Annotated in this window: 18 protein-coding genes; 13 read left to right on the top strand and 5 right to left on the bottom strand. The window is 54.7% G+C overall.

Features of this window, described 5'->3' with window-relative positions:
- The first annotated feature begins 133 nt into the window (after positions 1 to 133).
- From FIV00_RS17990 to FIV00_RS17960, 7 genes are all read left to right on the top strand, one after another.
- Complete coding sequence (locus tag FIV00_RS17990; protein ID WP_152502043.1) at positions 134 to 1,489, top strand: substrate-binding protein; 1,356 nt, start codon at positions 134 to 136, stop codon at positions 1,487 to 1,489.
- A 106-nt stretch (positions 1,490 to 1,595) separates the two neighbouring features.
- On the top strand, positions 1,596 to 2,627 hold the full coding sequence (locus FIV00_RS17985; protein ID WP_152502042.1) for a branched-chain amino acid ABC transporter permease: 1,032 nt from the start codon (positions 1,596 to 1,598) through the stop codon (positions 2,625 to 2,627).
- Between the two features lie 3 nt (positions 2,628 to 2,630).
- The gene (locus tag FIV00_RS17980) at positions 2,631 to 3,839 is read left to right on the top strand and encodes a branched-chain amino acid ABC transporter permease (protein ID WP_152502041.1); all 1,209 of its coding nucleotides are present in this window, start codon (positions 2,631 to 2,633) and stop codon (positions 3,837 to 3,839) included.
- A gap of 11 nt (positions 3,840 to 3,850) precedes the next feature.
- Positions 3,851 to 4,606, top strand: a complete 756-nt coding sequence (locus tag FIV00_RS17975; protein WP_152502040.1) for an ABC transporter ATP-binding protein — start codon at positions 3,851 to 3,853, stop codon at positions 4,604 to 4,606.
- Positions 4,603 to 5,382 (top strand): ABC transporter ATP-binding protein, encoded by a 780-nt coding sequence (locus FIV00_RS17970; protein WP_152502039.1) that lies wholly within the window; start codon positions 4,603 to 4,605, stop codon positions 5,380 to 5,382. The genes FIV00_RS17975 and FIV00_RS17970 overlap by 4 nt, the downstream gene beginning before the upstream one ends.
- A gap of 162 nt (positions 5,383 to 5,544) precedes the next feature.
- Complete coding sequence (locus tag FIV00_RS17965) at positions 5,545 to 6,627, top strand: calcium:proton antiporter (RefSeq protein ID WP_152504314.1); 1,083 nt, start codon at positions 5,545 to 5,547, stop codon at positions 6,625 to 6,627.
- A gap of 100 nt (positions 6,628 to 6,727) precedes the next feature.
- Positions 6,728 to 7,672, top strand: a complete 945-nt coding sequence (locus FIV00_RS17960; RefSeq protein ID WP_152502038.1) for an ornithine cyclodeaminase family protein — start codon at positions 6,728 to 6,730, stop codon at positions 7,670 to 7,672.
- A 26-nt stretch (positions 7,673 to 7,698) separates the two neighbouring features.
- Here FIV00_RS17960 and FIV00_RS17955 read toward each other — a convergent pair whose 3' ends face one another.
- A complete protein-coding gene (locus FIV00_RS17955) occupies positions 7,699 to 8,550 on the bottom strand; it encodes a GNAT family N-acetyltransferase (protein WP_152502037.1) in 852 nt (283 codons plus the stop codon).
- Between the two features lie 280 nt (positions 8,551 to 8,830).
- On the opposite strand from FIV00_RS17955, the gene FIV00_RS17950 reads away from it, so the two are divergent.
- The 6 genes from FIV00_RS17950 to FIV00_RS17925 all read left to right on the top strand — a co-directional run bounded on the left by FIV00_RS17950 (position 8,831) and on the right by FIV00_RS17925 (position 18,467).
- Positions 8,831 to 11,542, top strand: coding sequence for a caspase family protein (locus FIV00_RS17950; RefSeq protein ID WP_152502036.1), 2,712 nt, complete (start codon positions 8,831 to 8,833; stop codon positions 11,540 to 11,542).
- Positions 11,543 to 11,659: 117 nt separating this feature from the next.
- On the top strand, positions 11,660 to 11,944 hold the full coding sequence (locus FIV00_RS17945) for a hypothetical protein (RefSeq protein WP_152502035.1): 285 nt from the start codon (positions 11,660 to 11,662) through the stop codon (positions 11,942 to 11,944).
- Positions 11,945 to 12,012: 68 nt separating this feature from the next.
- A complete protein-coding gene (locus tag FIV00_RS17940; RefSeq protein WP_173006043.1) occupies positions 12,013 to 13,584 on the top strand; it encodes a caspase family protein in 1,572 nt (523 codons plus the stop codon).
- Positions 13,585 to 13,747: 163 nt separating this feature from the next.
- Positions 13,748 to 14,434 carry a hypothetical protein gene (locus FIV00_RS17935; RefSeq protein WP_209006598.1) on the top strand — a complete coding sequence of 229 codons (687 nt, stop codon included), beginning with the start codon at positions 13,748 to 13,750 and terminating at the stop codon, positions 14,432 to 14,434.
- Positions 14,431 to 16,362: an adenylate/guanylate cyclase domain-containing protein gene (locus tag FIV00_RS17930; RefSeq protein WP_152502033.1), complete on the top strand. Its 1,932-nt coding sequence runs from the start codon at positions 14,431 to 14,433 to the stop codon at positions 16,360 to 16,362. Before FIV00_RS17935 ends, FIV00_RS17930 begins: the two co-directional genes overlap by 4 nt.
- Before the next feature lie 101 nt (positions 16,363 to 16,463).
- Positions 16,464 to 18,467 carry a M23 family metallopeptidase gene (locus FIV00_RS17925; RefSeq protein ID WP_152502032.1) on the top strand — a complete coding sequence of 668 codons (2,004 nt, stop codon included), beginning with the start codon at positions 16,464 to 16,466 and terminating at the stop codon, positions 18,465 to 18,467.
- Positions 18,468 to 18,696: 229 nt separating this feature from the next.
- Here the strand turns inward: FIV00_RS17925 and tssH are convergent, their stop codons facing one another.
- Genes tssH through tssE form a run of 4 tightly spaced genes read right to left on the bottom strand, consistent with a single transcriptional unit; the run spans position 18,697 to position 25,712 of the window.
- Complete coding sequence (gene tssH, locus FIV00_RS17920; RefSeq protein WP_152502031.1) at positions 18,697 to 21,504, bottom strand: type VI secretion system ATPase TssH; 2,808 nt, start codon at positions 21,502 to 21,504, stop codon at positions 18,697 to 18,699.
- Between the two features lie 25 nt (positions 21,505 to 21,529).
- Positions 21,530 to 23,170 carry a type VI secretion system baseplate subunit TssG gene (tssG, locus tag FIV00_RS17915; protein ID WP_173006042.1) on the bottom strand — a complete coding sequence of 547 codons (1,641 nt, stop codon included), beginning with the start codon at positions 23,168 to 23,170 and terminating at the stop codon, positions 21,530 to 21,532.
- The gene (tssF, locus tag FIV00_RS17910; RefSeq protein WP_152502029.1) at positions 23,167 to 25,164 is read right to left on the bottom strand and encodes a type VI secretion system baseplate subunit TssF; all 1,998 of its coding nucleotides are present in this window, start codon (positions 25,162 to 25,164) and stop codon (positions 23,167 to 23,169) included. Before tssF ends, tssG begins: the two co-directional genes overlap by 4 nt.
- Positions 25,161 to 25,712: a type VI secretion system baseplate subunit TssE gene (gene tssE, locus FIV00_RS17905; protein ID WP_152502028.1), complete on the bottom strand. Its 552-nt coding sequence runs from the start codon at positions 25,710 to 25,712 to the stop codon at positions 25,161 to 25,163. The genes tssF and tssE overlap by 4 nt, the downstream gene beginning before the upstream one ends.
- Positions 25,713 to 25,836 lie beyond the last annotated feature (124 nt).

Here is a 25,836-nt window from a genome sequence, read left to right as displayed (position 1 = left end):
TTGCGCCAGCTTGCAGTTTTGGCGCAGTGGATCCGGAATTCCGGACGGGGAACGGGCCAGGATTGCTTGCCGCTGTACAGCTATTCGCAGGCGTATCCGAGGTGGGTGCGCCGTGCCTTTCTGGGAGGAAAGTATGAGCTTTATTCGTAAACCGCTTAACCGCCGTTCTATCCTGCGCGCAGGCGCATTGGGTGGCGCTGCGTTGGCAACCCCGACAATTTTTACCAGCAGAGCCTGGTCTGCCGGCTATCTGAATGAGCCGACCGGTTCGACTGTCACACTTGGTTTCAACGTACCGCAAACAGGCCCATATGCAGACGAGGGCGCTGATGAATTGCGTGCCTATCAGCTGGCCGTCGAGCATCTGAACGGTGAGGGTGATGGCGGTATGCTGCCCACGTTCTCGTCCAAGGCGCTTAAAGGCAACGGTATCCTGGGCAAGAAAGTGGAATTCGTCACCGGTGACACGCAGACAAAGTCTGATGCTGCCCGCGCGTCGGCGAAGTCGATGATCGAAAAAGACGGCGCCATCATGATTACGGGTGGTTCTTCTTCCGGCGTTGCCGTTGCCGTGCAGGCACTTTGTCAGGAAGCCGGCGTTATCTTCATGGCCGGTCTCACCCACTCAAACGATACGACGGGTAAGGACAAGCGGGCCAACGGCTTCCGGCACTTCTTCAACTCTTATATGTCAGGTGCCGCACTGGCGCCGGTGTTGAAAAATGCCTATGGCGCTGACCGTAAGGCCTATCACCTGACGGCAGACTACAACTGGGGTTACACCACAGAGCAGGCCGTCAAGGAATCGACCGAGGCTCTAGGTTGGGAAACGGTTGAAACCGTCAAGACGCCATTGGCTGCGACCGACTTCTCCGCCTACATCACACCGGTTCTTCAGTCTGATGCTGACGTGCTCGTGTTGAACCACTATGGCGGCAACATGGTGAACTCGCTGACAAACGCGGTTCAGTTCGGCCTGCGCGACAAACTCGTCAACGGAAAGAACTTTGAAATCATCGTTCCGTTGTACTCGCGCCTGATGGCGAAAGGTGCCGGTGCGAACGTTAAAGGCATCTTCGGGTCCACGAACTGGCACTGGTCGCTTCAGGATGAAGGTTCCAAGGCCTTCGTTAAATCCTTCGGCCAAAAGTACGGCTTCCCGCCAAGTCAGGCAGCGCACACAACATACGTGCAGGCAATCCTTTACGCTGATGCATGTGAGCGTGCTGGAACGTTCAATCCTTGCGGCGTTGTCGAAGCCCTGGAAGGCTTTGAGTTTGATGGTCTTGGAAACGGTAAGACTCTTTATCGCGCTGAAGACCACCAGTGCTTCAAGGACGTTCTCGTCGTGAAGGGTAAAGAAAACCCGACTTCCGAGTTCGACCTTCTTGAAATCGTCGAAGTTACCCCGGTTGAGCAGGTCACTTACGCACCTGATCATCCGCAGTTCGCGGGCGGTGCTCTCGGCACTTGTAACCCGGGCGCCTAATACACCAAAAACTGACAGGCAGGGCGGTGCACCGCCCTGCCTGATCCTTTAAACACCGCGCGGTTGGGGGCAGGTCCACACGCGCTTAGGATCCGAGCGAAGAGCGATGGACGCGATACTTCTTCAAATTCTGAACGGGCTCGACAAAGGCTCAGCCTATGCGCTGATTGCGCTGGGGCTGACGCTGATTTTCGGCACCCTTGGCGTGGTCAACTTTGCGCATGGTGCCCTTTTCATGATCGGGGCTTTCTGTGCTGTAACACTCAATCGTCTGCTGAGCCTCTCGTTCACGACTGTCGATCCGGACAGAACCGATTTTCTCGGCAATCCACTGAAAGTGGAAACGCCTTACGTGGAAGCCTGGTTTGGACCCGAGACGGGGGCTGCCATCATTGACTGGTCGGTGCCACTCGCGATCCTCTTCTCAATACCAATCATGGCCCTTGTCGGACTGTTCATGGAACGTGGTCTGATCAAGTATTTCTATAAGCGCCCGCACGCTGACCAGATCCTCGTGACCTTCGGCCTGGCGATTGTTCTCCAGGAAATCATCAAGTATTTTTACGGCGCCAACCCGATCCCGACGCCAGCTCCGGAAGCTTTTTCCGGAAGCTTCGACTTCGGTGTCTTGATTGGCCTCGATCCGAACCTGATCATTTATCCTTACTGGCGGATCGTCTATTTCCTCTTCGCCGCCGGCATCATCAGCGCTGTTTTCGCCTTTCTGCAGTTCACGACGTTCGGAATGGTCGTCAGGGCAGGAATGGCAGACCGTCAGACAGTCGGCCTTCTGGGGATCAACATCGACAAGCGCTTTACCTTCATGTTTGCGCTGGCCGCGGTTGTCGCCGGCCTTGCAGGCGTCATGTACGCTCCAATCAATTCGCCCAACTATCACATGGGCATGGACTTCCTGGTCCTGAGTTTTGTCGTGGTTGTTGTCGGAGGCATGGGGTCGTTGCCAGGCGCTGTCCTGGCCGGGTTCCTCCTCGGCATTCTGGAAAGCTTTGCGTCAATGGCCCAGGTCGTCGCGCTGCTTCCAGGCATCAACCAGATCATCATCTATCTCGTCGCCATCGTAATCCTTCTGACCCGTCCTCGTGGTCTGATGGGGCGCAAAGGCGTCATGGAGAGCTAAGTCATGTTGGGATTGAATAAAAAAGACACCTACATGTTCCTGCTTGTCCTGGCTCTCGTGGTTTTTGCACCTTTCTTGCTGAACCCGTTTCCAGAGAACTCGGAACTGGCCCAATTTAATGCCGGATATCCTGATCTGATGCAGCGGTTCCTGATCTTTGGGATCTTCGCAATCGGCTTCAATATTCTCTTTGGTTTGACTGGCTATCTCAGCTTTGGCCATGCAGCATTCCTCGGCGTCGGCTCCTATGCCGGTGTCTGGATGATGAAACTGCTCACGATGAACGTCATTCCGGCAATCTTCATGTCTGTTGTTTTTGCCGGACTATTCTCTTTGCTCGTTGGCTATATCTCGCTCCGGCGTTCGGGGATCTATTTCTCGATCTTGACGCTGGCCTTCGCTCAGATGTCGTTCTCGCTGGCTTATTCCGTGCTGACGCCAATTACGAATGGTGAAACCGGCCTCCAGCTGGCACTGGACGATCCCCGGGTCATTGGTGTCAGTCAGGTTGACGGCTCAATCCCGCCTGCGAACTTCTTCGGGATGCCGATGCGGGAAAGCTTTGAAATGTCGATGGGCGGGTGGCTCTTCACATTCAACGCTGGGTACTACCTGTGCGCCGTTGTCATGATGATTGCCTTCTATATTGCAATCCGGATCTTCCGTTCACCGTTCGGCATGATGCTGCGCGCCGTGAAGTCCAACCAACAGCGGATGAATTTCACCGGTTTGAACAGCAAGCCGTACACTTTGGCAGCGTTCGTGATTTCAGGCATGTATGCCGGTCTGGCCGGCGGATTGATGGTCGCGATGGATCCACTCGCAGGCGCAGAGCGCATGCAATGGACAGCCTCGGGTGAAGTTGTGCTTATGACGATCCTTGGCGGGGCAGGTACCTTGATCGGACCAGTGCTCGGAGCAGGTTTCATCAAGTATTGTGAAAACATCTTCTCCAAGATCAACGACAACATCCTCTATGACTGGTTTGCAGCGCTGCCGGACGGGTTGGCAGATGTTCTGGTGTTCATCATCCATCCGTTCATTGGTAAGGGCTGGCACCTGACTCTCGGCATCATGTTCATGCTGATCGTGATTTTCCTGCCGGGTGGCATCATGGAAGGCTTGGAGCGTATCGGAGGTCTTTTCAAACGGCGGAAGCCGCCCTCACAAGACAAGTCTGCGCCTCAGGCATCCGCGGCCCCTGCAGAATAAGGTGAACTGATATGGAAATCCTACGCGTCGAGGGTGTGAACAAGTCGTTCGGCGGACTGCGGGCCCTCAACAATGTGAACTTCTCCGTAGAAGAAGGGACAGTTCACGCCATTATCGGCCCGAACGGGGCCGGCAAGTCGACCTTTCTGAACTGTATGATCGGACGGCTCGCCCCGGATACCGGAACCGTGATGTTCGGCGACGTTTCTCTTACCGGAATGAAGCCGCATGAAATCAACCAGATCGGCGTTTCGCGTGTTTTTCAGACACCGGAAATTTTCGATGACCTGACATTGCTCGAAAACATCATGATCCCGGCGCTTGCAAAGCGCGATGGTGAATTCGCCCTACATGCGTTCGCCCGTGTCGATCAGGACGCGGAGATACATGACAGGGCAATGCACATGCTTGAAGATGTCGGTCTTCAGGACAAGAAGGGAGTGACCGCGAGCTCTTTGTCGCGCGGTGACAAACGCCGTTTGGAATTGGCAATGTGCCTTTCTCAAGATCCAAAGCTCCTTTTGCTTGACGAACCAACCGCCGGAATGTCGCGTGCGGACACCAACAACACCATTGATCTTCTCAAACGCATCGGTGATCGCGGCATCACCAAGGTGGTGATCGAGCATGACATGCACGTTGTTTTTTCGCTGGCAGAAAAGGTAACGGTTCTCGCTCAGGGCACTATTATTGCCGAAGGAAAACCTGAAGACATCAAGGGTGATCCACGCGTTCAGGAAGCCTATCTCGGAGGAGCGCATCTGTGACCCTACTTGAAGATCAATTTGCCGGAAAACAAGCGCCAGGGATCAAACCCAAAAAAGCGACAGGCGCTGCACCAGCCTATTTCTCAGCATGGGATTTGCACGCCTATTACGGCGAGAGCTACATCGTGCAGGGTGTCGGGTTCGATGTCCGCGAGGGCGAGATCCTGGCTCTTCTTGGCCGCAACGGCGCGGGAAAAACGTCTACCTTGCGGACCATTGCCCGCATGGACGATCCGCAGCTGACACATGGTGAGGTATGGCTCGATCACAAACCTCTGCACGAAATGAAAAGTTTCGAGGCAGCACGTTGCGGTGTGGGGCTCGTTCCTGAAGACCGGCGCATCATTCCCGGATTGACTGTTCAGGAAAATTTGGAACTTTCTCAGATTGCCGAGCCCAAGGGCTGGTCTATCGAGCGGATTTACGAGCACTTCCCACGACTTGCCGAGCGGCGGTCGCAGGAGGCTGTAACAATGTCGGGTGGGGAGCAGCAAATGCTTGCTGTGGCCCGTATTCTCGCACGGGACATCAAACTGCTTCTTCTTGATGAACCTTACGAAGGGCTTGCCCCGGTGATTGTTCAAGAAATTGAGCGGATCCTGGAGGGCGTGAAAGAGCTTGGCATGACGACGATCATCGTCGAACAAAACGCAATCGCGGCTCTTCATTTGGCGGATCGTGCCGTCATCCTCGATATGGGTGAAGTGGTGTTTGACGGATCTGCTCAGGAAGTACTCGACAACGCGGAACTGCGTCAGGAATATCTCGCCATTTGATGGCTTCATCATCGAACTGCAAAACCGGCGCTATGCGTCGGTTTTTTTGTATGAACAAATTCAGCTCGTTCTTGCGTATTGCAGCTGACAATGTGAGCAGCCTATAGTTGATTGCAGTTTCCAATCTCTGGTCCCGGGGGCGTGACCTTGCTGAAGTCCGAAATGCCAAGTCTGGCCGGGTTTCTCCTTTTTGCTGCATTTGCGTATCTGGGAGGGTTTTTAAAACCTGACGACATCGGCGTTGGTTCGTCGCTGCTGCTGTTGGCGCTGATCTTTGTCGTTGTCATGTGGTGCGCCTTTTCAGTTGTACGGCATGCGGAATGCCTCGCCACATTGCTTGGCGAGCCTTTTGGTACACTGATACTAACCCTGGCTGTCATCGGCATTGAGGTCGCGCTTATCGTTGCGATCATGTTGTCGGGCGATGCTGCACCGACCATGGCACGAGACACAATGTTTTCAGTCGTGATGATCGTTCTGAATGGATTGATCGGAATTTGTCTTCTTGTCGGCGGATTGCAACATCAAAACCAATCCTACAACCTGGAAGGTGCGAAGGCATTCTTATCGGTTCTCGTGCCACTTGCCATTTTTGCGCTTGTGCTACCGCGCTTCACGCATTCAGCCCCAGGAGGTGAGCTTTCGCCACTCCAGGCGGGTTTTGAAGTGGTCATGTCATTGATGCTGTATGGCGTGTTTCTGGCGATCCAGACCGTCACTCACAGCGATATTTTTCGTCAACCGGACGCAGCCGAAGACGACGACCACGCCCATCATGGCATAGTGGTTCGCTCGATGCCCTTTCATATTGTTGGTCTTCTAGGGGCATTGCTGCCGATAATACTGCTGTCCAAGAAACTGGCGCTTTATGTTGAATTTGGGATTGACGGTCTTGGCGCACCAATTGCGCTGAGTGGATTTATCGTTGCAGCTCTTGTGTTGATGCCGGAAGGGCTCAGTGCATTGCAGGCGGCGAAGGAAAACAAGCTGCAGCGCGCCGTCAATATTTGCCTCGGCTCCGCCGTGGCGACAATCGGGCTAACTGTCCCGGCGGTTCTTTTTGTTGGGTTCTATACTGGGCACACGGTTGAGCTCGGCCTGGAGCCACCAGAGATCGTACTCCTCGCACTGACATTATTCGTCAGTTTGCTGACATTCGGCAGTCGAACCACGAATTATCTACTCGGCGCGGTTCATCTTGCACTCTTTGCAGCTTACGTGATGATGATCTTCGATTTATCCTGAGAAGTTTCCGCTTTTATCTATTGAAAAGATAGTTCTTGGTCCGGGTCGGCGAATATGATTTGTTCCAGCAAGTATTAACAACACTATTGATTGACAAAAGATGCTGCTCCTGAACGAAGACCAGACACGTGATGCGCTTCCATTCCCGGACTTGATAGACGCTCTTGCAGAAATGTTTCGAACCGGGTGCATGATGCCGACGCGACATCATCATGACATGGAGATACCGGGTGAACCAGACGCAACGCTCTTGTTGATGCCTGCCTGGTTGCCAGGCAAATACGCCGGGGTGAAAGTCGCGACAGTTGTACCAGGCAATTCTGAGCGGTCGCTGCCGGCAGTTTCAGCTCAGTACCTGCTCTCCGATGCAGGGACGGGTGAAATGCTGGCCTTGATCGATGGTGGTGAGCTCACAGCGCGGCGAACCGCAGCAGCTTCTGCGTTGGCTGCGCGCTATCTGGCACGTTCAGATGCTCGCCATTTGCTATTGCTTGGGACGGGGCGACTTGTACCCAATTTGATAGCGGCTCACATGGCAATACGCTCGATCGAGGAAGTCACGATTTGGGGGCGCTCAAAGACGAAAGCGAATGAGCTTGCAACGGAATTGCAGTCTGTTTTTCCCATCACGATCAACTCAGCTGATAGCCTGACGGAAGCGCTTGGACAGGCTGATATTATCAGTGCCGCGACCCTTTCTTCAGAACCTTTGATCAAGGGAAAGGCCCTGAAACCTGGAGCACATGTTGATCTCGTCGGGGCTTTCAAGCCAACAATGCGGGAAAGCGATGATGACCTTATCAAAAGAGCGGAAATTTTTGTCGACACAAGGGACGGATGTCTGACTGAAGGTGGTGATATCGTCCAACCTCTCAAGGCCGGGCTGATATCGCGCGATGACATTCGCGCAGATCTTTATGATCTTTGTCGGACCGATCATCCGGGTCGACAGTCAGACGACGCGATTACGATGTTCAAGTCTGTCGGTGCGGCTCTGGAAGATTTGACCGGTGCCATGCTTGCATATCGAAATGTCGAACATTGAGTTTGCCCTCAATGTTCTAAAGACGGCTAGCCTAGTTCGAATGTCGTAATTCCGAACATTTGGTCCAGTGGCAGCTCGGGCGCTTTTCCCCGATACATGCGAAAGGTTTCGAATTCGGGAGACAATTCGTATTTCTCTGCAAGCAGAAGTGCCGCTGCATTGGGTTCGGGCGTATCCAGTATCACAAATTGCCCTTTAACCTGACCTGCCAGGGCCCTGAACAAGGTGTCCGCAATCTCTGGAGTGTCGGCGAAAAGGGGACCGATTTTGAAACCTTCATGGCATTGGCGGATCACACCGTAGCCCATCACGATACCGTCTTCGACAAAGGCGAAGCCTTTTCGGGTTTCGCTCATGGGATCTGTCCACCGCTTCAGAAAGTCTTCGCGTTCTGCGGGAAAAAAGCGTTGGTCATAGTCCCTGATCGACGGGAAGATACCTCGTCCAAGAGGTGCAATGCGCGGATCCATGGGTGTGTCACACGTGGACGTGCCGATTTGCCGGATGTTCCGGTAGATGGACTTGAAGCCGTGCTCTGCGTAACTGGCGGTCTGTTCGTTGACAGCATCAAGACCTATGACGCGCGTTCCCAGATATGACATTGCATGATGCCATATTTGATGGCCGTAGCCTTTTGTCCTGAATTCACGTTTGCAAATATAAAGCCCGATAAAACCATACCCGTTTCCATAACGCACACCTGAGATAACGTTGACGAGCTTGCCATCGATTTCTCCGGCGAAATAGCCAGTTGGATCTGCTGAAAAGAATGCCGGTCCATCCTCCAGACCCGGATTCCATCCTTCCTCCATGGCCATTGAAAGAGGGACGTGGATTTCGTTTTCGGTCAACTGGCGGATTTGGAGCTCGGTGGTCATGGATAATCCGGGTGTCCTGATGTGTGGGTTGTCGAATCTTAGAATGACTCGGTTTGATTGAAAATCTGCGGGTCAACAATTGAAATGGAAAAATGAAAACAGCTTTTGCACCCTAGGCTTGGCTTGCTTCCACGCGGCAAGTGTGCATCACTTTACGCTAGGGCATACTATCGCGGGGCGCTGATCGTATCGGCAAGATCGATCTCCTTGTGAGGTTTGTCACAGTCTGACATCTGCTTGAGCGCTAAAGTATCGTCGAGGTTACAGCGCTGAGGACGTAATGCAAAATCGGAAATCGCATCCAATCGTGCTCCGGTCCGCCGGACCAAAAGCTCCAAAACCACTTGCCAGGCTTCGCAGGGCTGTACGGATCGGATTGATCAGTCTGCCGCTTAGCCTTGCTTTACCCGGCCAATACGCACTTGCGGCGCCCACACCGGAAGACGGGCGAAGAGTGGCATTGGTCATCGGTAACCAGGACTATGAGTATGTCGAGCCGTTGGTAAATCCGATCAACGACACGCTGGCAATTTCAAAGGTGCTGCGTGAGGCTGATTTTGATGTCACGATCGGTAAGAACCTTAGCAAGAAAGAGCTAGAGAAAGTCGTTCGGAGGTTTCTTCGTGAACTGAAAGACGGTGATACGGCATTGTTTTATTATTCCGGTCACGCGCTTCAGGTTGGAGAATCCAATTTCATCTTGCCGATCGATGCGAAATTGACGTCCGAATATGATCTGGAATTTGAAAGTTTGAAGGTTTCGCACCTGCTCGACTACATGAAGGCTGCTTCCAGCCTGCAAATCGTGATGCTGGATGCCTGCCGCGACAATCCGTTTGAAATCGGCAGTTTGTTCTGGGGTGAGGAGGAGTATTCGCTCGGAAAGACCCGTGGGCTCAGACGTATCCCCAATAAGCTCGGCGCATTCATTTCATACGCAACGCGGCCGGGTCAGGTAGCTTTTGACGGCGAGGGGCCCATGAGCCCCTTCACCACGTCTGTGGTTGGCCATGCTCTCAATCCTGCGCTTGAGATCAAGGATCTCATGACCAAGGTGCGCGATGAGGTTGTCAAAAAAACAGGCGGCCAGCAGATCCCTTATGAGGACTCTACGCTCGTCACAAATTTTTACTTTGTTCCGCCAAAGCCGGAACCGATTGTGACAGCCCATCACCGGGTAACGGTTTCCGCAGGTGAGGAAGCAGTACCGCTCAGAATACCTGAACCTGTGCAACCCGAAGGTGGCAGTCTACAGGCGACTTTGACGCTTTCTCCTGAAAAAGGCGAGTTGCGTTTACCGGGTGGAGCTGTCGTTTCTGAAGGCGACATCATCGGCGCATCTGAATTGGCCAGTCTGGAATTTGTGCCCGCGCAGTCCGGTGCGGGAGACGTCGAGCTGATCGGATATGAGGTCAAGGACCAGTGGGGTGGCACGGCCAACGCAATCGCCTCCATCACGGTTGCCCAGGCAGCAGAGCCTGTTGACGACAACAAGGACCAGGAAGACCGCGCCAAGCGCCTCCAGGACTTGTTGGCCTGGCTGACGGATCAGGCCACCTCCGGTGCCGTTGATGCGGATATCGGAGTTGGACCGGTTCCCGTTTATCCGGAAGCGCCAGCAGACGGCCTGCCGGCAACCAGCGACTGGCTGAAGGTTGTTTCCGTTGATCCGGATCTACAGCTTTCATCAGAAGGAAGGCTTCTTCAAAGTGGCGACCGATTTCCGGTATCGGCTCTGCCGACGCTGACTGTGCGTCCCCAGATTGGCAGTGAGACCGAGGCCGGAAAGTTTTCGCTCGAATTGCCTGCCGCCACCGGTCAGTCAACGACGCTCACACAGATTGTTCAGCCGCGTGTCACACAGTGTGATCAGTTGGCGACACAGCCTTTCGATCTCCAGGCCGTTACAGAGGGCCGGTTGGCCAACGACCTGGATCCGGAGGCCGTGGACAAGGCTTGTGCGGCTGCCATGGCTGCCTATCCCGAATTTGGCAGGTTTGTTTTCCAGCGAGGGCGCGGCGCATTTGCCGCCGGAGATCTGGAACAGGCGAGCGCTTATTTTGAGCAGGCCTACCAAATGGGTCATGTCCGAGCAGGTCAGGTTCTGGGACGCATGTATTATCTCGGTGCCGGTATCGATCGGAACCGTGAAAAGGCGGTTGAGCTTTACCGCAAGGCTGCCGAACGTGGTGATGCCTATGCGCTTCATTCTCTCGGCATGGCTGAGATCAGAGGGGAAGGCACTGCCCAAAATGAAGAAGCGGGTCTGGAAAAGCTTCTGCAATCCGTAGAGGCCGGACACACATTTTCCTACAATGCGATCGGCGGATTTTATCTTCGCGGCCAACACGTTGGCGAGAATGTCGATAGGGCTGTCTACTATTACAACAGATCTGCATCCCGCGATGACATCTACGGCTTCCTGAACATGGGGACTCTTTACCGAGACGGAAAAGGTGTTCCGCAGGACTTTGAAGCCTCTCTCGGTTGGTTCATGAAAGCGCATGACGGTGGTCATCCGGCAGCGGGAACTGCGATTGGACTGCTGTACTTCAACGGCCAAGGCGTGGAAAAAAGTCCCGAAGAGGCAACCAAGTGGTTCCGGGAAAGCGCACAACGCGGTGATGCCTGGGGTGCGTTCAACACGGCATTCATGCTCGGCAAACAGTCCGGCGAGGGTGCTGCACGTGATCGCATCAGGATGCTTGCAATGGCCGTCGCTGTCGATCCCTCTTCGCAAGCAGCCGACAAGGCCACCGGATCGCTGAAAGATGCGGACAAGAGGTTGAAAGCCAAAGTGTTGCAGCAAGCATTGACGGATTTGGGTTTTGCGCCCGGGCCCGTGGATGGTCAGCCTGGCAGGAAAACCCGCGAGGCGCTGGCAGCCTTCTTTGAGGCGAGTGGTCGTGAACCGGTTCAGGGTGACGAGGCCGTCATTTCATTGGTTAAACATCAGTGGGAACAGAGCCGTCCACGTTACGATCTGTTCTAAATTTTCGATTTTCCCAAGTCTATTTGGGAAGGTTTTTGGGTTGATCGACGTTTTTGAGTTGGAGCATTCGGTCAGTTTTTACCGGAGTAATATTTCCGGGGGCTAAGGAGAAAGACGATGAATTCACTACTGCGTTTAATACCTCTGGCTGGGATGGCCGCACTTCTGGTTGCGGGCTGCCAGACGCAGCAGAACCCGAATCCAAACCCGGTTGCACAACCAGCCGCGGCGAATGCCTCCACCACAACAAGATCGACAACCCGTCCGGTTGTTGATCCGATCAATGACCCGTCACTTCGCGACAGTTCGAACGACAGCGGCGGCGGCGGTGGTGGCAATGACAGCGGCGGCGGCGGTGGCAATGACAGTCCTGGCGGCGGCGGCGGCGGCTCCTGGGGCTAACGCGGTCCTTTTGCGAGTATGACATGAGATCAGCGATCCGACATTTGGGCCGGTTGGGATACCAACATATGGCCGCATCTATGCTGTGTCTGTTTGCATTCGCTGCAACAGCCACCGCAGGTGAATGGCGGGCGCTGGTAATCGGTATTGATGCCTATCGTCACGTTTCACCGCTCAAGGGAGCGGTGAACGACGCAAGGGATATTGCCGAGACTCTGACCGCAGCCGGCGTTCAAGATCTGACAACGCTTTTTGATGACGACGCGTCGCGCGCCGCCATTCTAACGTCTTGGCAGGAACTGGTTGCCCGTTCAGGACCCGATGATGTGCTTGTCTTGTCTTATGCAGGCCATGGAGCGCAGGAGGCGGAGTGGCTCGAAGGTTCTGAAGAAGACGGCCTGGACGAGGTTTTTTTGCTCGCAGGGTTTGATGTGTCGGCGCCTGGCAACGGAGAACGCCTGAGGGACGACGACATAGCGGCCATGTTGCGTGCGGCCGGACGGCGCAGCGTCATGGTTATAGCTGATAGCTGCCATTCCGGAACAATGACGCGCTCGATTGACCCGCGTGTCACGCGACTGGGGACAAGGCTCATCGGCTTACCGCCATTTGAGAATGACGTCTTGCGCTCCGCACCTGTTCATCCAGTGCTGGTCGAGACCAATTCTGAAGATCTTCAGGAATTGCCCAATGTCATCTATGTTGGGGCGACTGTCGACGGCCAGGTCATTCCCGAATTGATGATTGGTGGCGAACCGCGAGGAGCTTTGAGCTGGGCTTTTGCGCGCGGTGTTGAAGGACGTGCCGATCTCGACCGGGATGGTGGCATCTCAATGGCCGAGCTGAGCCGGTTCTTGCAGGAGACGGTTCGTGTTGCAACCGAAGGCAGGCAATCCCCAAGCCTCAGTGTTGGCGGTGACAGCCGCGCAGCCGTCCTGCCGCGCGTGGAAGACACTTTTCTGGAAGGTCGCGTCTACGAGCTGACACTTTCTGCCAGTGCCGATGCCGCACGTCCGATCCTTGAAAACCTGGCAACGCTTCATTCTGGAAGACTGAAGATTGCAGGCAGTGAAAATGCAGATCTTTTCTGGGACGTTGAAGAGGGAGACGTTCTGACCAAGTTTGGCGACGTTGTTCTTCGCGGTCAGGCACAAAATGCGGATCGATTTGCAAATGTGGTCACAAAATGGGTGCTGCTTTCCGATCTTTATGCGCTTTCTAGGGACGTGCAGCCCATTGAAGGAAAATTGCAGCCTTCCGTTGGTCATATCCCGGAAGGAGCTGCCTTCAAGGTTGGTTTGACGTCCGACGAAGGTGGTTACATGACGGTGTTCGCATTGGAAGCTGACGGGACCATGCGGTTGCTGGCGCCGGACAAGAGAGCAGACCCCTTGGGTAAGGATTCGCTGCTTGATGCAGACAAACCCTATGGCCTCAACTTGCGCGCAGCTTTGCCATTTGGCGCGGATCACATCATTTTGGTGCGGTCGAACAAACCGATGGTGCAGCTTGTTGGCGTTCTGTCTGCGCTTGACGGAAAAGCGCTCAGTCCTGAGCTTCTGCCAAGTCTTCTGAAATTGATCAGGACCTCTGCGAGCGGTATCGGGATCGCCGGGGTCTACACTCAGCCTGCTGGATAGATGCGCATCATCTGCACGGTGTTTGCTTGATTTGGCGCGAAAAACTCCTTTGTGTGACCATAGCCACACTCAAATTGCCACACTCTGATATAACTTGTTTCACAAGAACGGCTTTGGCACCTTGTCGCCGACTGCCGAACAGCACTTAACTTGGGAGACCGAGATGACGTATTCATTCAAAAATATTCCTTTGGGACGATGTATGAAGGTTGCCGCTATCGGATCCGTGTTTTCTGTCGGGCTGGTCGCTTCCGTGAGCACTGCCTTTGCTGATCCTGTAGCGCTTGTTCTGGACAAGTCGGAAGGCATTGGTGTTTCCGCATTTGAAGAACTGATGCCGGGTGACGTGATTGATCTTGGCAAGTCTGGCCATATCGATTTGCTCAGCTACGGTGCCTGTCAGGAAGTGCGCTTGATGGCTGGCGTCGTGAATGTTTCTTCAGACGGCTACACTCTTGATGGCGGCGAAGAAAAGCTGCTCAGAGCAGGCAATTGTCTCCAGGCTGAAAGTGGCTCAGGTGATGAGAAGGCCGATAAGGGATTGACCGTAACCCTTCGGGGTCTGACCCTTGAGAACAAGAAAGCGGCGTCCCTGATGCTCCGTTTCGACAACAAGCTGCGTGAAGAATACGACAAGGTTTTCGTTTCCTTCGGCGGTGGTGCTCCCAAGCGGTTTGACGTGCTCGATAACATTCTGACCGAAATGCCGGATCGTGTCGAAGAAGACGAATCCGTCGAAGTCGAACTGTTTCTACAAGGCAAAGCGCCGGACTACGGCGTTGTCATGCGAAAGATCACCATTGATCCCGTTCAGGTTGGACGAGAAACTGCGGTAGTCATCGTGAAATGACCTTTGCGGGCCGGATTGCAGACGCAGCATTCGGCCGGAAACAGCTCATCGTGCTCATTGCATGTGTTGCGATGGCCATCGGTGTTATCGCCGGCCTGTCTGCGAAAAAGGCTATTTGGGAAGGTTGGTTCACTGACCGGCTTTTTCAGATCAGGGCCATTATGGGTGGTGCGCAGCCTTCTGCATCAGCACCAGTTGCCGTGATCGGATTGGATCAGACGGCGCTCGATTCAGACCCGCTTTCACCCTATCCGCGGGTCTTGATGACACCGGTTTTGGCTGAAACCGGCCAGGCGATACTTGATTCTGGTGCTGTCGCGCTCGGTTTTGATTTTGTTTTCGCCTACAGCGCGGATTCCTTTGTTTATCCCGAGACTGGAGAAGAAAGCCTGCGCGGCTTCGATCTTCCGTTTCAGCGCTTTCTTTTTGCCAATCGCGGCAGGGTTTTTATCGCGCATACCGAGGTCGGTGTGCCGCACAGACGGTTCACTGCCGCAGCTGGCAGTGGTGGTGTCCGCTCCGTTATCATTTCTACCGACAGCGATGGCGTTGTGCGCAGTCACACGCCTCAGCTGCCGCTCGCACAGTCGCCATACTTGATTGATGCCTTGTTGGGGGCGGCAAGGTCTTCAATGTCGGAAACCTACACGGCAATTCCCGATGCCCGACTGTCCTCCTCAATACCCTATCTTTCCATGATCGATGTGTTGACCATGATGGAAAGTGAGGAGGGGCGCGAAAAACTTAAGGAGTTTGCCCGAGGACGGATCATCCTGATCGGTAGTTTGATCCCGTTCGAAGACGAGCATCTATATTCGGACCGTTTCTTGCCGGTTGCCGCGGCCGATCAGGTTGAAACTGGGCAGAGCGGACGGCCCAGAGTACAAGCGCAAACGGCAGGTGTTTTCATCCTGGCCGACCTTGTGGGGGCGGCCCTAACTGGCCGTGTCGCGCTTGAACCGCCAACTGGTCTGCTATGGGGCCTTGCCATCGCATTTGCGATCGCCGGAGCATTTGCCGGTCTCATGTTACCCCTGATGACTTTGCCATTGGTCGCAATTGGAGGGATCGCAGCTGCGCTGGGGATCAGCCTGGCGGGGTTGGAGTTTGGTTTTCTGATCGCACCGGGCGTAGCGCCGGTTGCCTGCATCGTGGCGATGGTTGTCGCGGCATCCGGCAAGGTTGCGGTGTTACAACGCAAACAGAGATCTTTGGTCAGACTGTTCAGTCACTATCTGGCGCCTGATGTGATCCGGCAGATGGCGCATTCGGAGCAACTTCCGGAATTGGGTGGGGATACGAGAACGGTTGTTGTCGCCTTTATCGACATTGCGGGCTTCACCAAGATGTCCGACAGTCTTGCCGACGGAGAAGTGGTCAAGATGGTCAATACCTGTTTTGACGAGATCGGACGTGTGATAACGGCGCATCACGGCTACATCGACAAATATATCGGTGACGCAATCATGGCAGTCTGGAACGCGCCCAACACGGTCGCCAATCCGGAACAGGCTGCTGTCGATGCATCGCGAGAGATTGTCGGCCTGCTTGATGACCTGCGCCGGAAAACCGGCCAGTCCATTCTCGATTTGCGGGTTGCATTGAACGCAGGTCCTGTTCTGGTCGGTGATATCGGTGGGGAGTTCCGCCGGTCCTTCACTGTCATGGGAACGACGGTCAATACGGCCAGCCGAATAGAATCTGTCGCCAAGGACAAGAAGGTTCGTTTGGCTTTTAGTCAATCCGTCGCTCAAAACCTGGCCAGCACATACCCGGTCAAGGAGATCTGGTCGGGTCAGCTACGCGGCCTGAGCAAGGACATTTCTGTGTTCACTCTGGACATCGCTGAAATGTACATGGAAGACGATTTTTCGACGAAAGACAAATCCAAGCAACAACAGCCGAAGTTGCTTAAGTTCCCGCGTTGACGACTATTTTCAGCCTTTGCATCCTAACTTGCGATCCGGCATGATCAAACTGTTCAGACTTGGTGGTTCCAATGGAACCATGAGGGAGCAAGGAAGGCGGTATGGCCCAATGGCCTGACAATCGAAATCAGGGTGGCAACAGGCCCGAATTCGACCGGACCATCATCCGGCCGGCGGGAAAGCCACAAGCTGCGCAGAGAGCCGAGCCCGCGAAGGCCACTCAGGAAGCACCGCTTCAGAAGACGCCACCACGACAAAAAAAATCCTCACCCAAGCTCGTTTACGCCGGTCTTGCCGTTGGTTTTCTCCTGTTCGGAGGAGTTGTCGGAGGTTTGACGCATTTGTTCACTTCGGGTTCCATTTCGTTTTCGCCGCCGGAAAATTTGCCAGGAAACGATGTTGCCGAACTGTCCGACGGTGTTGACGCGCCAGTCCAGGGCGACACAGATGGCCAGAATGTTCAAGTGACGGAAACCGATAACAAACCGATAGAACAGCCCGCCCCAGAAACAGTGGTTGCAAGCGATGACGAACTGGATGTTCCGGCAGATCCGTTTTTCGATATGGCGTTGTCGGCCGTTATTCCGCTTGCAGGAGACCCGGTGTTGCTCGGCAGCGGAGCCTCAAGCAGGCGCATAGAACTCTCTGAGCGGCCCGTCCCAACAAATGCGAATACCGGCAAAGTTGCGGTCCCCACGCTGACGGCCTTCGTTCTCGACAGTCAGATGCTGGATGCTGACGGGAACCTCGTGATCCGTGCACCAGGCAGTGAAGCCGATTTTCAGTTCGGCAATTTTGGTGGTGGCGAAGATACGGAGGGACTGGTTGTTGAAGAAGACCAGACCAGTGATGGCGGTACGGATCTTCCGGTTTTCCTGAAACCACCCACTGACACATTGGACCTCTTTTTGACAGAGCGTCCGATCGGGCAGGGGCCGAGCAGAATTGAAGTCCGGGAGCGGATCGAAAAGGCAACCTCTCTGACGGACTATTTAAAAGCCAAGGGTTTCGATGAAGATGTCTTGAAACCCTTGCAGGAATTTGCCCAATCAGAATTCAAGAAAAGCGATTTGATCGCGGGCGATACAATCGCCGTACGTGGTGTGCGAATGCCAAATAAGGTTGGGCGGATCGGTGATTATTACCGTCCTGTGCAGATATCCTTTCATTCCAAGGATGGATACCTTGGAACTGCGGCATTTTCTCTGAGCCGGGATGGAGACAGCTATGTCCATGGAGCTGACCCCTGGTTCGGGAAAGCCATCGTTGAAGAAAAGATCGCGAGCGATAAAAGCGCTGGCGATGGTGGGGCATCTGCCGGCAAGACGCATCGATTGATAGACGGTCTTTATGCAACAGCTGTCCGCAATGCGGTGCCGGCCTCAATCGTGGGTGAAGCCATCGCCTATCTGGCTCCAACGACAGATCTGAAACGGGCGATCAAACCGGATGAACGATTTACCCTTGTGTTCACTGATGCACCAAGAGACGAAAAACGAGGCGGTGGCCGGGTTCTGTTTGCCGGAGTACGCCGAGGCGATGACTGGTCAGTGCGTTGTTATGTGCTCAAGGCTCCTGGGAACAGAGGATTTGCCTGTGTCAGTGAAGGCGGAAAGGTTAGCCTGTCAGGCGCCATGCTTGTTCCGGTAAAAGGGGTTTTGACCTCAAAATTCGGCATGCGTTTTCACCCGATCAAGAAGACGGAGAGACTGCATGCGGGTGTTGACTGGGCTGCACCGACGGGAACACCAATTCGAGCTGCGTTTTCTGGAAAGGTAACTTACCGCGACGTACGTGGAGGGTACGGTAATTTCATCGAGCTCACACACAAGGATGGAATTACGACCAGATATGCTCATATGCACGAATATGGGGATGGCATCGAAAAAGGGACGGTCGTCCAGGCCGGAGATCTGATCGGCTATGTTGGCACGACAGGACTGTCTACCGGTCCGCACCTGCATTTTGAGATCCGGCAACGCGGTGAACCGACCGACCCGCTCGCATTCGAAATGGAAACCGGATCAGACGCACCGCAATCCGTTGCGAGTAAGGATCTCAAAGACTATCGCTCTGTTGTCGGCGAAATCTTGAGCGTACAATAGACACGTATTCAATCAGTTCTTGAAAGACACAGAGCTTCAACTCTGATGTGGATTGTGTTCCCCGGAAGCTGAACTGAACAATCCAGCTTTCCGCTCTAGTTTCGAGGCCCCAAGAGATATGCGAGATCAAGTTTCCCATGTCTCGCATATCCGTGAACCATTCTTCCTGGCGTCGATCATCCAAAAACCAAAAGCTGAGCGCAGGGTGAAATTGAGTTCTTGGTTCAACTCAGTCTGTCGTGACGCTCAGCTCTCCATCAGATGCGTGCACTGTTGCCGTCTTGATTTCCTGACCATTCATCTGGGCTGTCAGGAAGGCTCTGGAGAGTTTCGGCAGCAGGTCGTTGGTCAGAATGTTATCGATCATACGCCCACCGCTGTCAGGATCGCGGCAAAGAGACACGATATGCGCGACCACGTCGTCTCCATAGACAAGTTCCGCATTTTGGTTCTGTTTTACACGCTTTACGACGCGGTTAAGCTGCAACCTGATGATGAAGCCGAGCACAGATGGCGACAGCGGGAAATAGGGGATCGTAACAATACGGCCAAGCAGAGCAGGTGGGAAAACGTCCAGCAAAGCAGGCCGTAGGTCTTCAGCAAGTTTTTCCGGATCAGGCGCATTTGGGTCAACCGCTGCAACAGTCGGATCGTCAGAAATCGGCTGGTCAAGTATGTGGCCCGCAGCATCCATGATCTGATCCGTGCCCACGTTTGACGTCAACAGGATCAGTGTGTTGCGGAAGTCGATCTTCCGGCCCATTCCATCTTCCATCCAGCCCTTGTCGAAGACCTGGAAGAATATTTCATGCACGTCCGGGTGCGCTTTTTCCACCTCGTCCAGCAGCACCACGGAATAGGGCTTACGGCGCACGGCCTCTGTCAGCCGGCCACCTTCGCCATATCCGACATATCCGGGAGGCGCGCCTTTCAGGCCGGACACTGAATGCGCTTCCTGAAATTCCGACATGTTGATCGTGATCAGGTTGTCTTCGCCGCCGTAGAGAGCTTCAGCGAGTGCAATCGCCGTTTCGGTCTTGCCGACACCGGATGGGCCGCAAAGCATGAAGACGCCGATCGGTTTGTCCGGATTGCCCAGTTGAGCGCGACTGGTTTCAATCCTTTTGGAAATCATGCCAAGTCCATGTGCCTGCCCAATCACGCGCTTGTTCAGTGTGTCGGAGAGACTGAGGATCGTCTCCATTTCATCCTGAACCATGCGACCAACAGGAATGCCGGTCCAGTCGGCTATGATCGTGGCGACTGCATCGTCATCGACATAGGCAAAGACCATCCGGTCCTCTTCGGGGATTTCCGCAAGTGCTTCGCGATTTTCCTTGAGAGCTGTCCGGATCGCTTCTTCGTCCTCAAGATCGACATCAAGGTCGAGATCCAGGTCGTCGATGGGAACAAGGGCAGGCGCGTCGCCGTTCTCAGCTTCTTCAGGAGCACTTTCCGGCATGGGGGCCGGTTCACCGTTCTTCAGCCGGGCAAGCGCGGCATTCAGGCTGCGGATGCTGGCCACCAGCTTGCGCTCTTTCTCCCATGCTTCCTGAACCTCTCCGATGGCTGTTTCCGTGTCCGCAATCGCTTCATCGATTGCTTCGAGTTGCTCTGCACCGTCGTGGCCAAGTTCAGCATCGTTCAGGAGGGCCTGTTTTTCCGTTTCCAGAAAACCCTTCTTGGCGACAAGGTCAGAAAGGCGAGCAGGGTGAGCTGCTTGCGAAATGTTGACCTTGGCGGAGGCCGTATCCAGGACGCTGACTGCTTTGTCAGGCAATTGTCGGGCAGGGATGTAGCGGCGAGACAGGGAAACCGCAGCTTTCACTGCGCTGTCAAGAATGCGCACCTGATGATGGTCTTCCATCGGGCCGAGTAGACCACGCACCATGGTGAAACACTTCTCTTCGTCCGGCTCATCCACCTGTACCGGCTGGAAGCGACGTGTCAGTGCGGGGTCTTTTTCAAAATGCTGTCGGTATTCGGACCAGGTGGTGGCTGCCACTGTCCGCAGTGTCCCGCGGGCAAGCGCGGGTTTCAACAAGTTGGCAGCATCGCCTGTTCCTGCTGCACCGCCCGCACCAACAAGTGTATGCGCTTCATCAATGAAGAGGATGGTTGGCACAATGGAGGCATGAACGGCATCGATGACCGCGCGCAGGCGTTTTTCGAATTCACCCTTCATGGAAGCCCCGGCCTGCAGCAGCCCGAGATCCAGAGCGCACAACCTTGTTCCGAGCAGTGCGGGCGGGACGTCGCCCGAAACAATTTTTTGGGCGAAACCTTCAACAATTGCGGTTTTACCGACGCCGGCTTCGCCGGTCAGGATTGGATTGTTCTGGCGACGGCGCATCAGAACATCGATAACCTGACGGATTTCTTCATCTCGTCCGACAATGGGATCAAATTCGTCAGCTCGTGCACGGGCTGTGAAATCGACCGTAAACTGGGTAAGGGCATCCTCGCCGACGCCGCTGCCCGGCGATGCCTCGGCGGCCTCGCCAGGGGCTGCACCTGCGGCAGCCTTTGGGCCGGACCCATCGATTGGCCGCGCACCGGTTTCAGAGGACGCGCCTGCAATGGATTCAAACTCACGGATGATTTCATCCTTGTTGAGCGTTTCCAGGGCGGAGGAGTATCTGCAAAGTTGACGCCAGGAGCTTTTGTCGCCCATGACCGCAAGCAGCACATAAGCTGAGCGGATTTTATAGTCGCCGAAGCGCAGCGTCCCTTCAAACCAGGCGCGCTCCAGCGCTTCCTGAAAAGGTGCCGACATGGATGGCAATTCGGTCTGGTTGATCTTGAGATCCGAAATGGCCTGCTGAAGATCCGCGTGAACAGCTCCAAGGTCGATCCCGTAGTGGCGGAGAATATGCGTCAGATCGGTATTCTCGTCCCGGATCAGATAGTAGAGCCAGTGCAGGATTTCCAAGTGCCGGTGACCGGAACTTTTGGTCAGCCGCATGGCCTTTTCCAGGCACTCGTAGCTTACCGTGGTGAGTTTGTTGGCAACAGTTTCAACCAGAATGTCACTCATAACATCGGCCTTTCAAATTAGAGACCTATTGATAGACGGTAGTATGGCGGCGCACAGGCCGGAAACGGGTGTCGGTCAGCATTTCCTCATCTTCAAACTCGAACTCTTCCTCGTCTGTTTCCTCCGAGGAAGGGGGCTTCAGCCAGCCAATGTGCCCCAATGTTGCAGAACTGCTGCTGTTCATCTGAACCGCAGAAGCACATCGTTTGGGCAGGGCCAATTCGATCTCGTATTCAATTTCCAGACCGAGATAAAAATCGATCAGATCGAAGAGCTTTTCAGTCCAAAGATTTGGCTTTGTCCGGGTCGGCGGCAAAAACTTGCGGTATTCTTCCAAGGAGCTGGTGAAGATCCTTATGCGGATCTTGTCACTGACGCTGTACACCTTGGCACCAACGATCGTGTCTGCCCCCAACTGTCCAGCGCCCCCCGGACCAAAACCGCCGAGGCTGAGTTGGTCGTCCTTGTCCAGGTGCAGCCAGGTGCCGACACATTGATCAATTTCGACTTCTACGCCAAAAACGCCGGTGATCAGCGCCTTAAGGCGGGCGGCGCTTTTCGTCTTTGCAGATGTCAGGCCTGCATAAAGAAGCTTGAGGCGATCATCGATATGGTCGAGGTCGCGGAAAATCGGCGAACCGATCCCGATTGGCGCTCCCAGATAGGCAAGGAAACGGTCATCGTCGGGTCGGTCGTGTTGGACAATCGGGCGTGCGTCGGCCCATGCACGATAAAACAGCTGAACAAAGCGATTGTTGAAGACATCGAGAAAGCGCGGAAAACTGTCCTCGCCACGCAGGCCGCGCATGATGGCTTCGTCGGTATAAGCAGCCGGCAACGCACCGTGAGGCCCGAGCATACCCAGGAAACGCTCCAGCAGCACTAGTCCACCATCAGCATCGCGCGTAGCACGTTCAATCGTTGATGGAGCATATTCGCTGGAAGGATCTTGCCCAAAACGAACAATGTCTTCCATGGATCTGCGGCTTTTTCCGATCCGGGGTGGGGCGGGTTCATCAGCCTTTTTCTTCGGATTCATGCCTGCCGGAGCTTGCGCGCCGGGTGCGGTTTGCCCCTCGAGCATACGCAGCACCGCCAAGAGGTCATGACCACCAGGATGTTTTTCGATACGGGCACTTAATGCGGCCAGAAGAGATGCATATTGCTGCTGAACGGGAACTTCTATTCTCGGTTCTTCGTTCGGGACCGGCTCTGCGTCCAGGTCAGACTGTTGGTCAGACGGCGCCGCGAGCGGCTCCACCGTGTCACCATTGCTTTGGTCAGGAACATCTTCTGAGGTGGATTTCTGTTCCAGTTCGCGGCTGTCTTCCTGTGGCTTGGCAGTATCCTGGTGCTTTGCACTGATGACAGTTTTATCGGGCTCATTGGACACAGGATCTGTGGCTGCGTCGCGCGGCGTTTCGGTTTTTTCCTGAAAAACGCTTTCGTTGTGAACAGGTGCTGTTTCTGGCCAGGGTGTTTCCAGGTCAGCGGGATCAAGCGTAAGCGTTTCAACACTATCTTGCTGAACGTCGGTACTCTCTTCGGCTGCTTGCCAATCAGCCGGTTTTTGCGCCCCGATTTGAACAACCGTCTTGTCCGCGGCAGGTTTCCGGTCAGGCTTTTTCTTTTTCCCGCGTGTGCTTTTGTCGTCCTTGCCGCTCATAGGATCCCCTTTGCGCCGATCCTTGGCGGCCATTTCATGATCGTTCCACGTTCGGTGGTGGCAATTACGCATTGGGTGAAGTGATTGATGGACGCATATTCTGCAAGGAACCGATCAAGCACAGCTCCCATCAGAAAGGCGCTCGCTCCTTCGAATGCCTTGTCATCCAGCGTGATCGTGATCTCCAGACCCCTGGCAACGCCGGTGCCTGACTTCTGCTGAAGCCTTCGAACAACCGGACGGGTTGAGACTGAGCGAACCGACTGGGCCTGACGGTCGGAGGCGTTGTCAGACAACGGGGCAAAGACGCTCAAAAGGTCACGGAAAGATCTTCCATCTTCTCCAGCCGCATCGTGCACCAGTCCGGTGTGGTTGAGCGCCAGGATATTGATGAGCCTCCAGGCGATTGCTCCGGAATGCCCATCTTCACCAAGGCGTTCATTGTATGACAGCAACGGCGGCCTTGGTGCGGTTGGGCCGGCGACACAATCGACTTTCAGGCTGACATCCTCAAGAATGCGGAAATCGCCGACGGCCGCCTTGTCGGGATTGGACCCGACCGGAAGATCTGCCGCAAGCGAGCGGTTCGATGCCATCACCTTCAATGAGAGCTCCGCCAGCCGCTTGTCGCCACTTTGCAAAAGGGCCGTTGCCTGAGCGCCGCTGGAAATGGAAATGAAAGTCTCGGTCCCAATGTATGGGCTTGGCTGCATGCGCCGGAGTTCCGATGAGGACTGTCTGCGCGGCAAGCGACGTATGGTGTAGAACCACTCATGTCCTGCCTTCTCGGTATCGGGAGCAACGCTATAAAGCGGTTCCACAGCCCGTTTCTGTCCGCCCGAGAAGTGGGCATTCACTTCTGTAACTGCGTGCACCTCGTAGTCCAGTGGACGTGTTCTGTCCGCAATGACCGCAAATTCATGCTGGCCTTTCTTGATCGGAACGCGATCGGTCTGTCGTTCGAACAGATTGACAGCCGGTGCGGTGTGTAGAGCGAAAATCTTGTGCTCGACATGCGCAGGCAAACGGGTTTCCGCTTCGTCGAACACGAAGACGAGTTCAAAGGACTTCGCATTGATCCGGTCGAGATAGCGACGCAGGCCAGTGAGGCGGAAGCCCAGGAAACTGCGCGGGAAGTTGAAATAGTCGCGAATGTGGTCGAAGCCGACGAAAAGGCGGCGGTCATTATGCAAAAGCGCGTCTTCTTCATCAAACCCGAGTTGCTCGATAGCATTTACGGGGACCCGGTGAAGGGTGGCCTGACCGTATGAGTCTTCTGTTCTCAGATAAAGCGCGATTGTGTGTCCGAAGATCTGCTCATACACTTTTGCAGCAAGATCCATCGGGCCGACCAGGCGGATCGGCAGCTCGTTTATCCTGCAGCCCGCAACCTGATATTCAGGTTTCTTCTGCGCTTCTTCCGCCGAGACCTCATTTTCAGGATCCTCCGCCATGCGGTGGGTGAGGGTGATCGAAAGGCCTGCGCGCGCACGTTTGTCTTCGGCCATTTCGGCGCCGAGACCAGAGATTTGGGCCGCGGAACTCAGATATTTGGCATCTGTAAGTTCAAGAGGGGTCATCGTGATCGGCGCGCACAGCGTAAAACGGCACCTGACTTCACCCCTCCGTTCCCGGAAAACGGCTTCCATGGGGGCATGGCGCGCGATCTTGATACCGTTGCGCAGGTTCGCGTCGCCGTATTTTGGCTTTACCCGGGCAAGCACCATCGAAGGTATTGGAGCAAGCGCGGTTGGATAGAGCTGTTCAAAAAGATTGGAAGTGAACTCTGAAAACTCGTGCTTCATCTTCAACTGGACGCGCGCTGCCAGAAACGCGGTGCCTTCCAGCAAGCCTGAAAGCATCGGATCGGATCTGTCTTCCAGAAGGCCGCCAAGCCGTTCTGCAACAGCCGGATATGCCTCAGCGAAGGCGACACCCTGTTCACGCAGATAGGTGAGCTCCTGATTGTAAAGATCTAGAAATTCCCGGTTCATCCAGCCGCCCCAACTATCTTAATTCGGCCGAAGGCAGGATCGACATCCGCGACGAATTCACTGCCCACGCGCACCGGATCGCACCGGATTTCTGCCTTAATCAAAAAACGCACCTTGAAGGTTTCGCTACTGTCGCTTTCATCGCGCACAACTTGGAGCGTACGCGGGTCCATTCGTGGCTCAAAACGAATGAGTGCCTGCCGGATATCCTCGGCAAGTTGGTTGATCCTGATTGTGTCGACCACATGGACTGACAAATCAGGCAAGCCATAATTCAGAATTGAGTTTTCGACTTCGGGGTAATCGGAGAGATCCTGGGTCGAATTCAGATTGACCGTGTTCAAAAGCGCTTGAAGGTCCCGGCGAACTTCGGCGAGCAAGGTATGTTCAGAAACACCGTAGGAGCGTGAAAGCCGTCGGCCGGATTTGAGATTACGGCCCTTTTCAGCTTCCTTTTGCTTCGCTTGAGCAGCCTTGTAGTCCGGGTCATCCATGGCCCGAAAAGCCCACATCAGCGGAGAATGCATTTTCACGGTCGATTTAGCCATTGGCTATGCCCACGCTGGAGGCCCAGTTACGCTTATTAGTTGATCAAGTTTGCCGCACTGTTGGAATGGAAACGTGTGTCACGCCACGGCAAAAAAGGACCGGCTGCCGCACCATGAGAGCGGC

Source organism: Labrenzia sp. THAF82 (genome assembly GCF_009363435.1).
Taxonomy (GTDB): Bacteria; Pseudomonadota; Alphaproteobacteria; order Rhizobiales; family Stappiaceae; genus Roseibium; species Roseibium porphyridii.
Note: the sequence above shows the minus strand (reverse complement) of the source record. Positions and strands in the feature narration are given on the sequence as shown.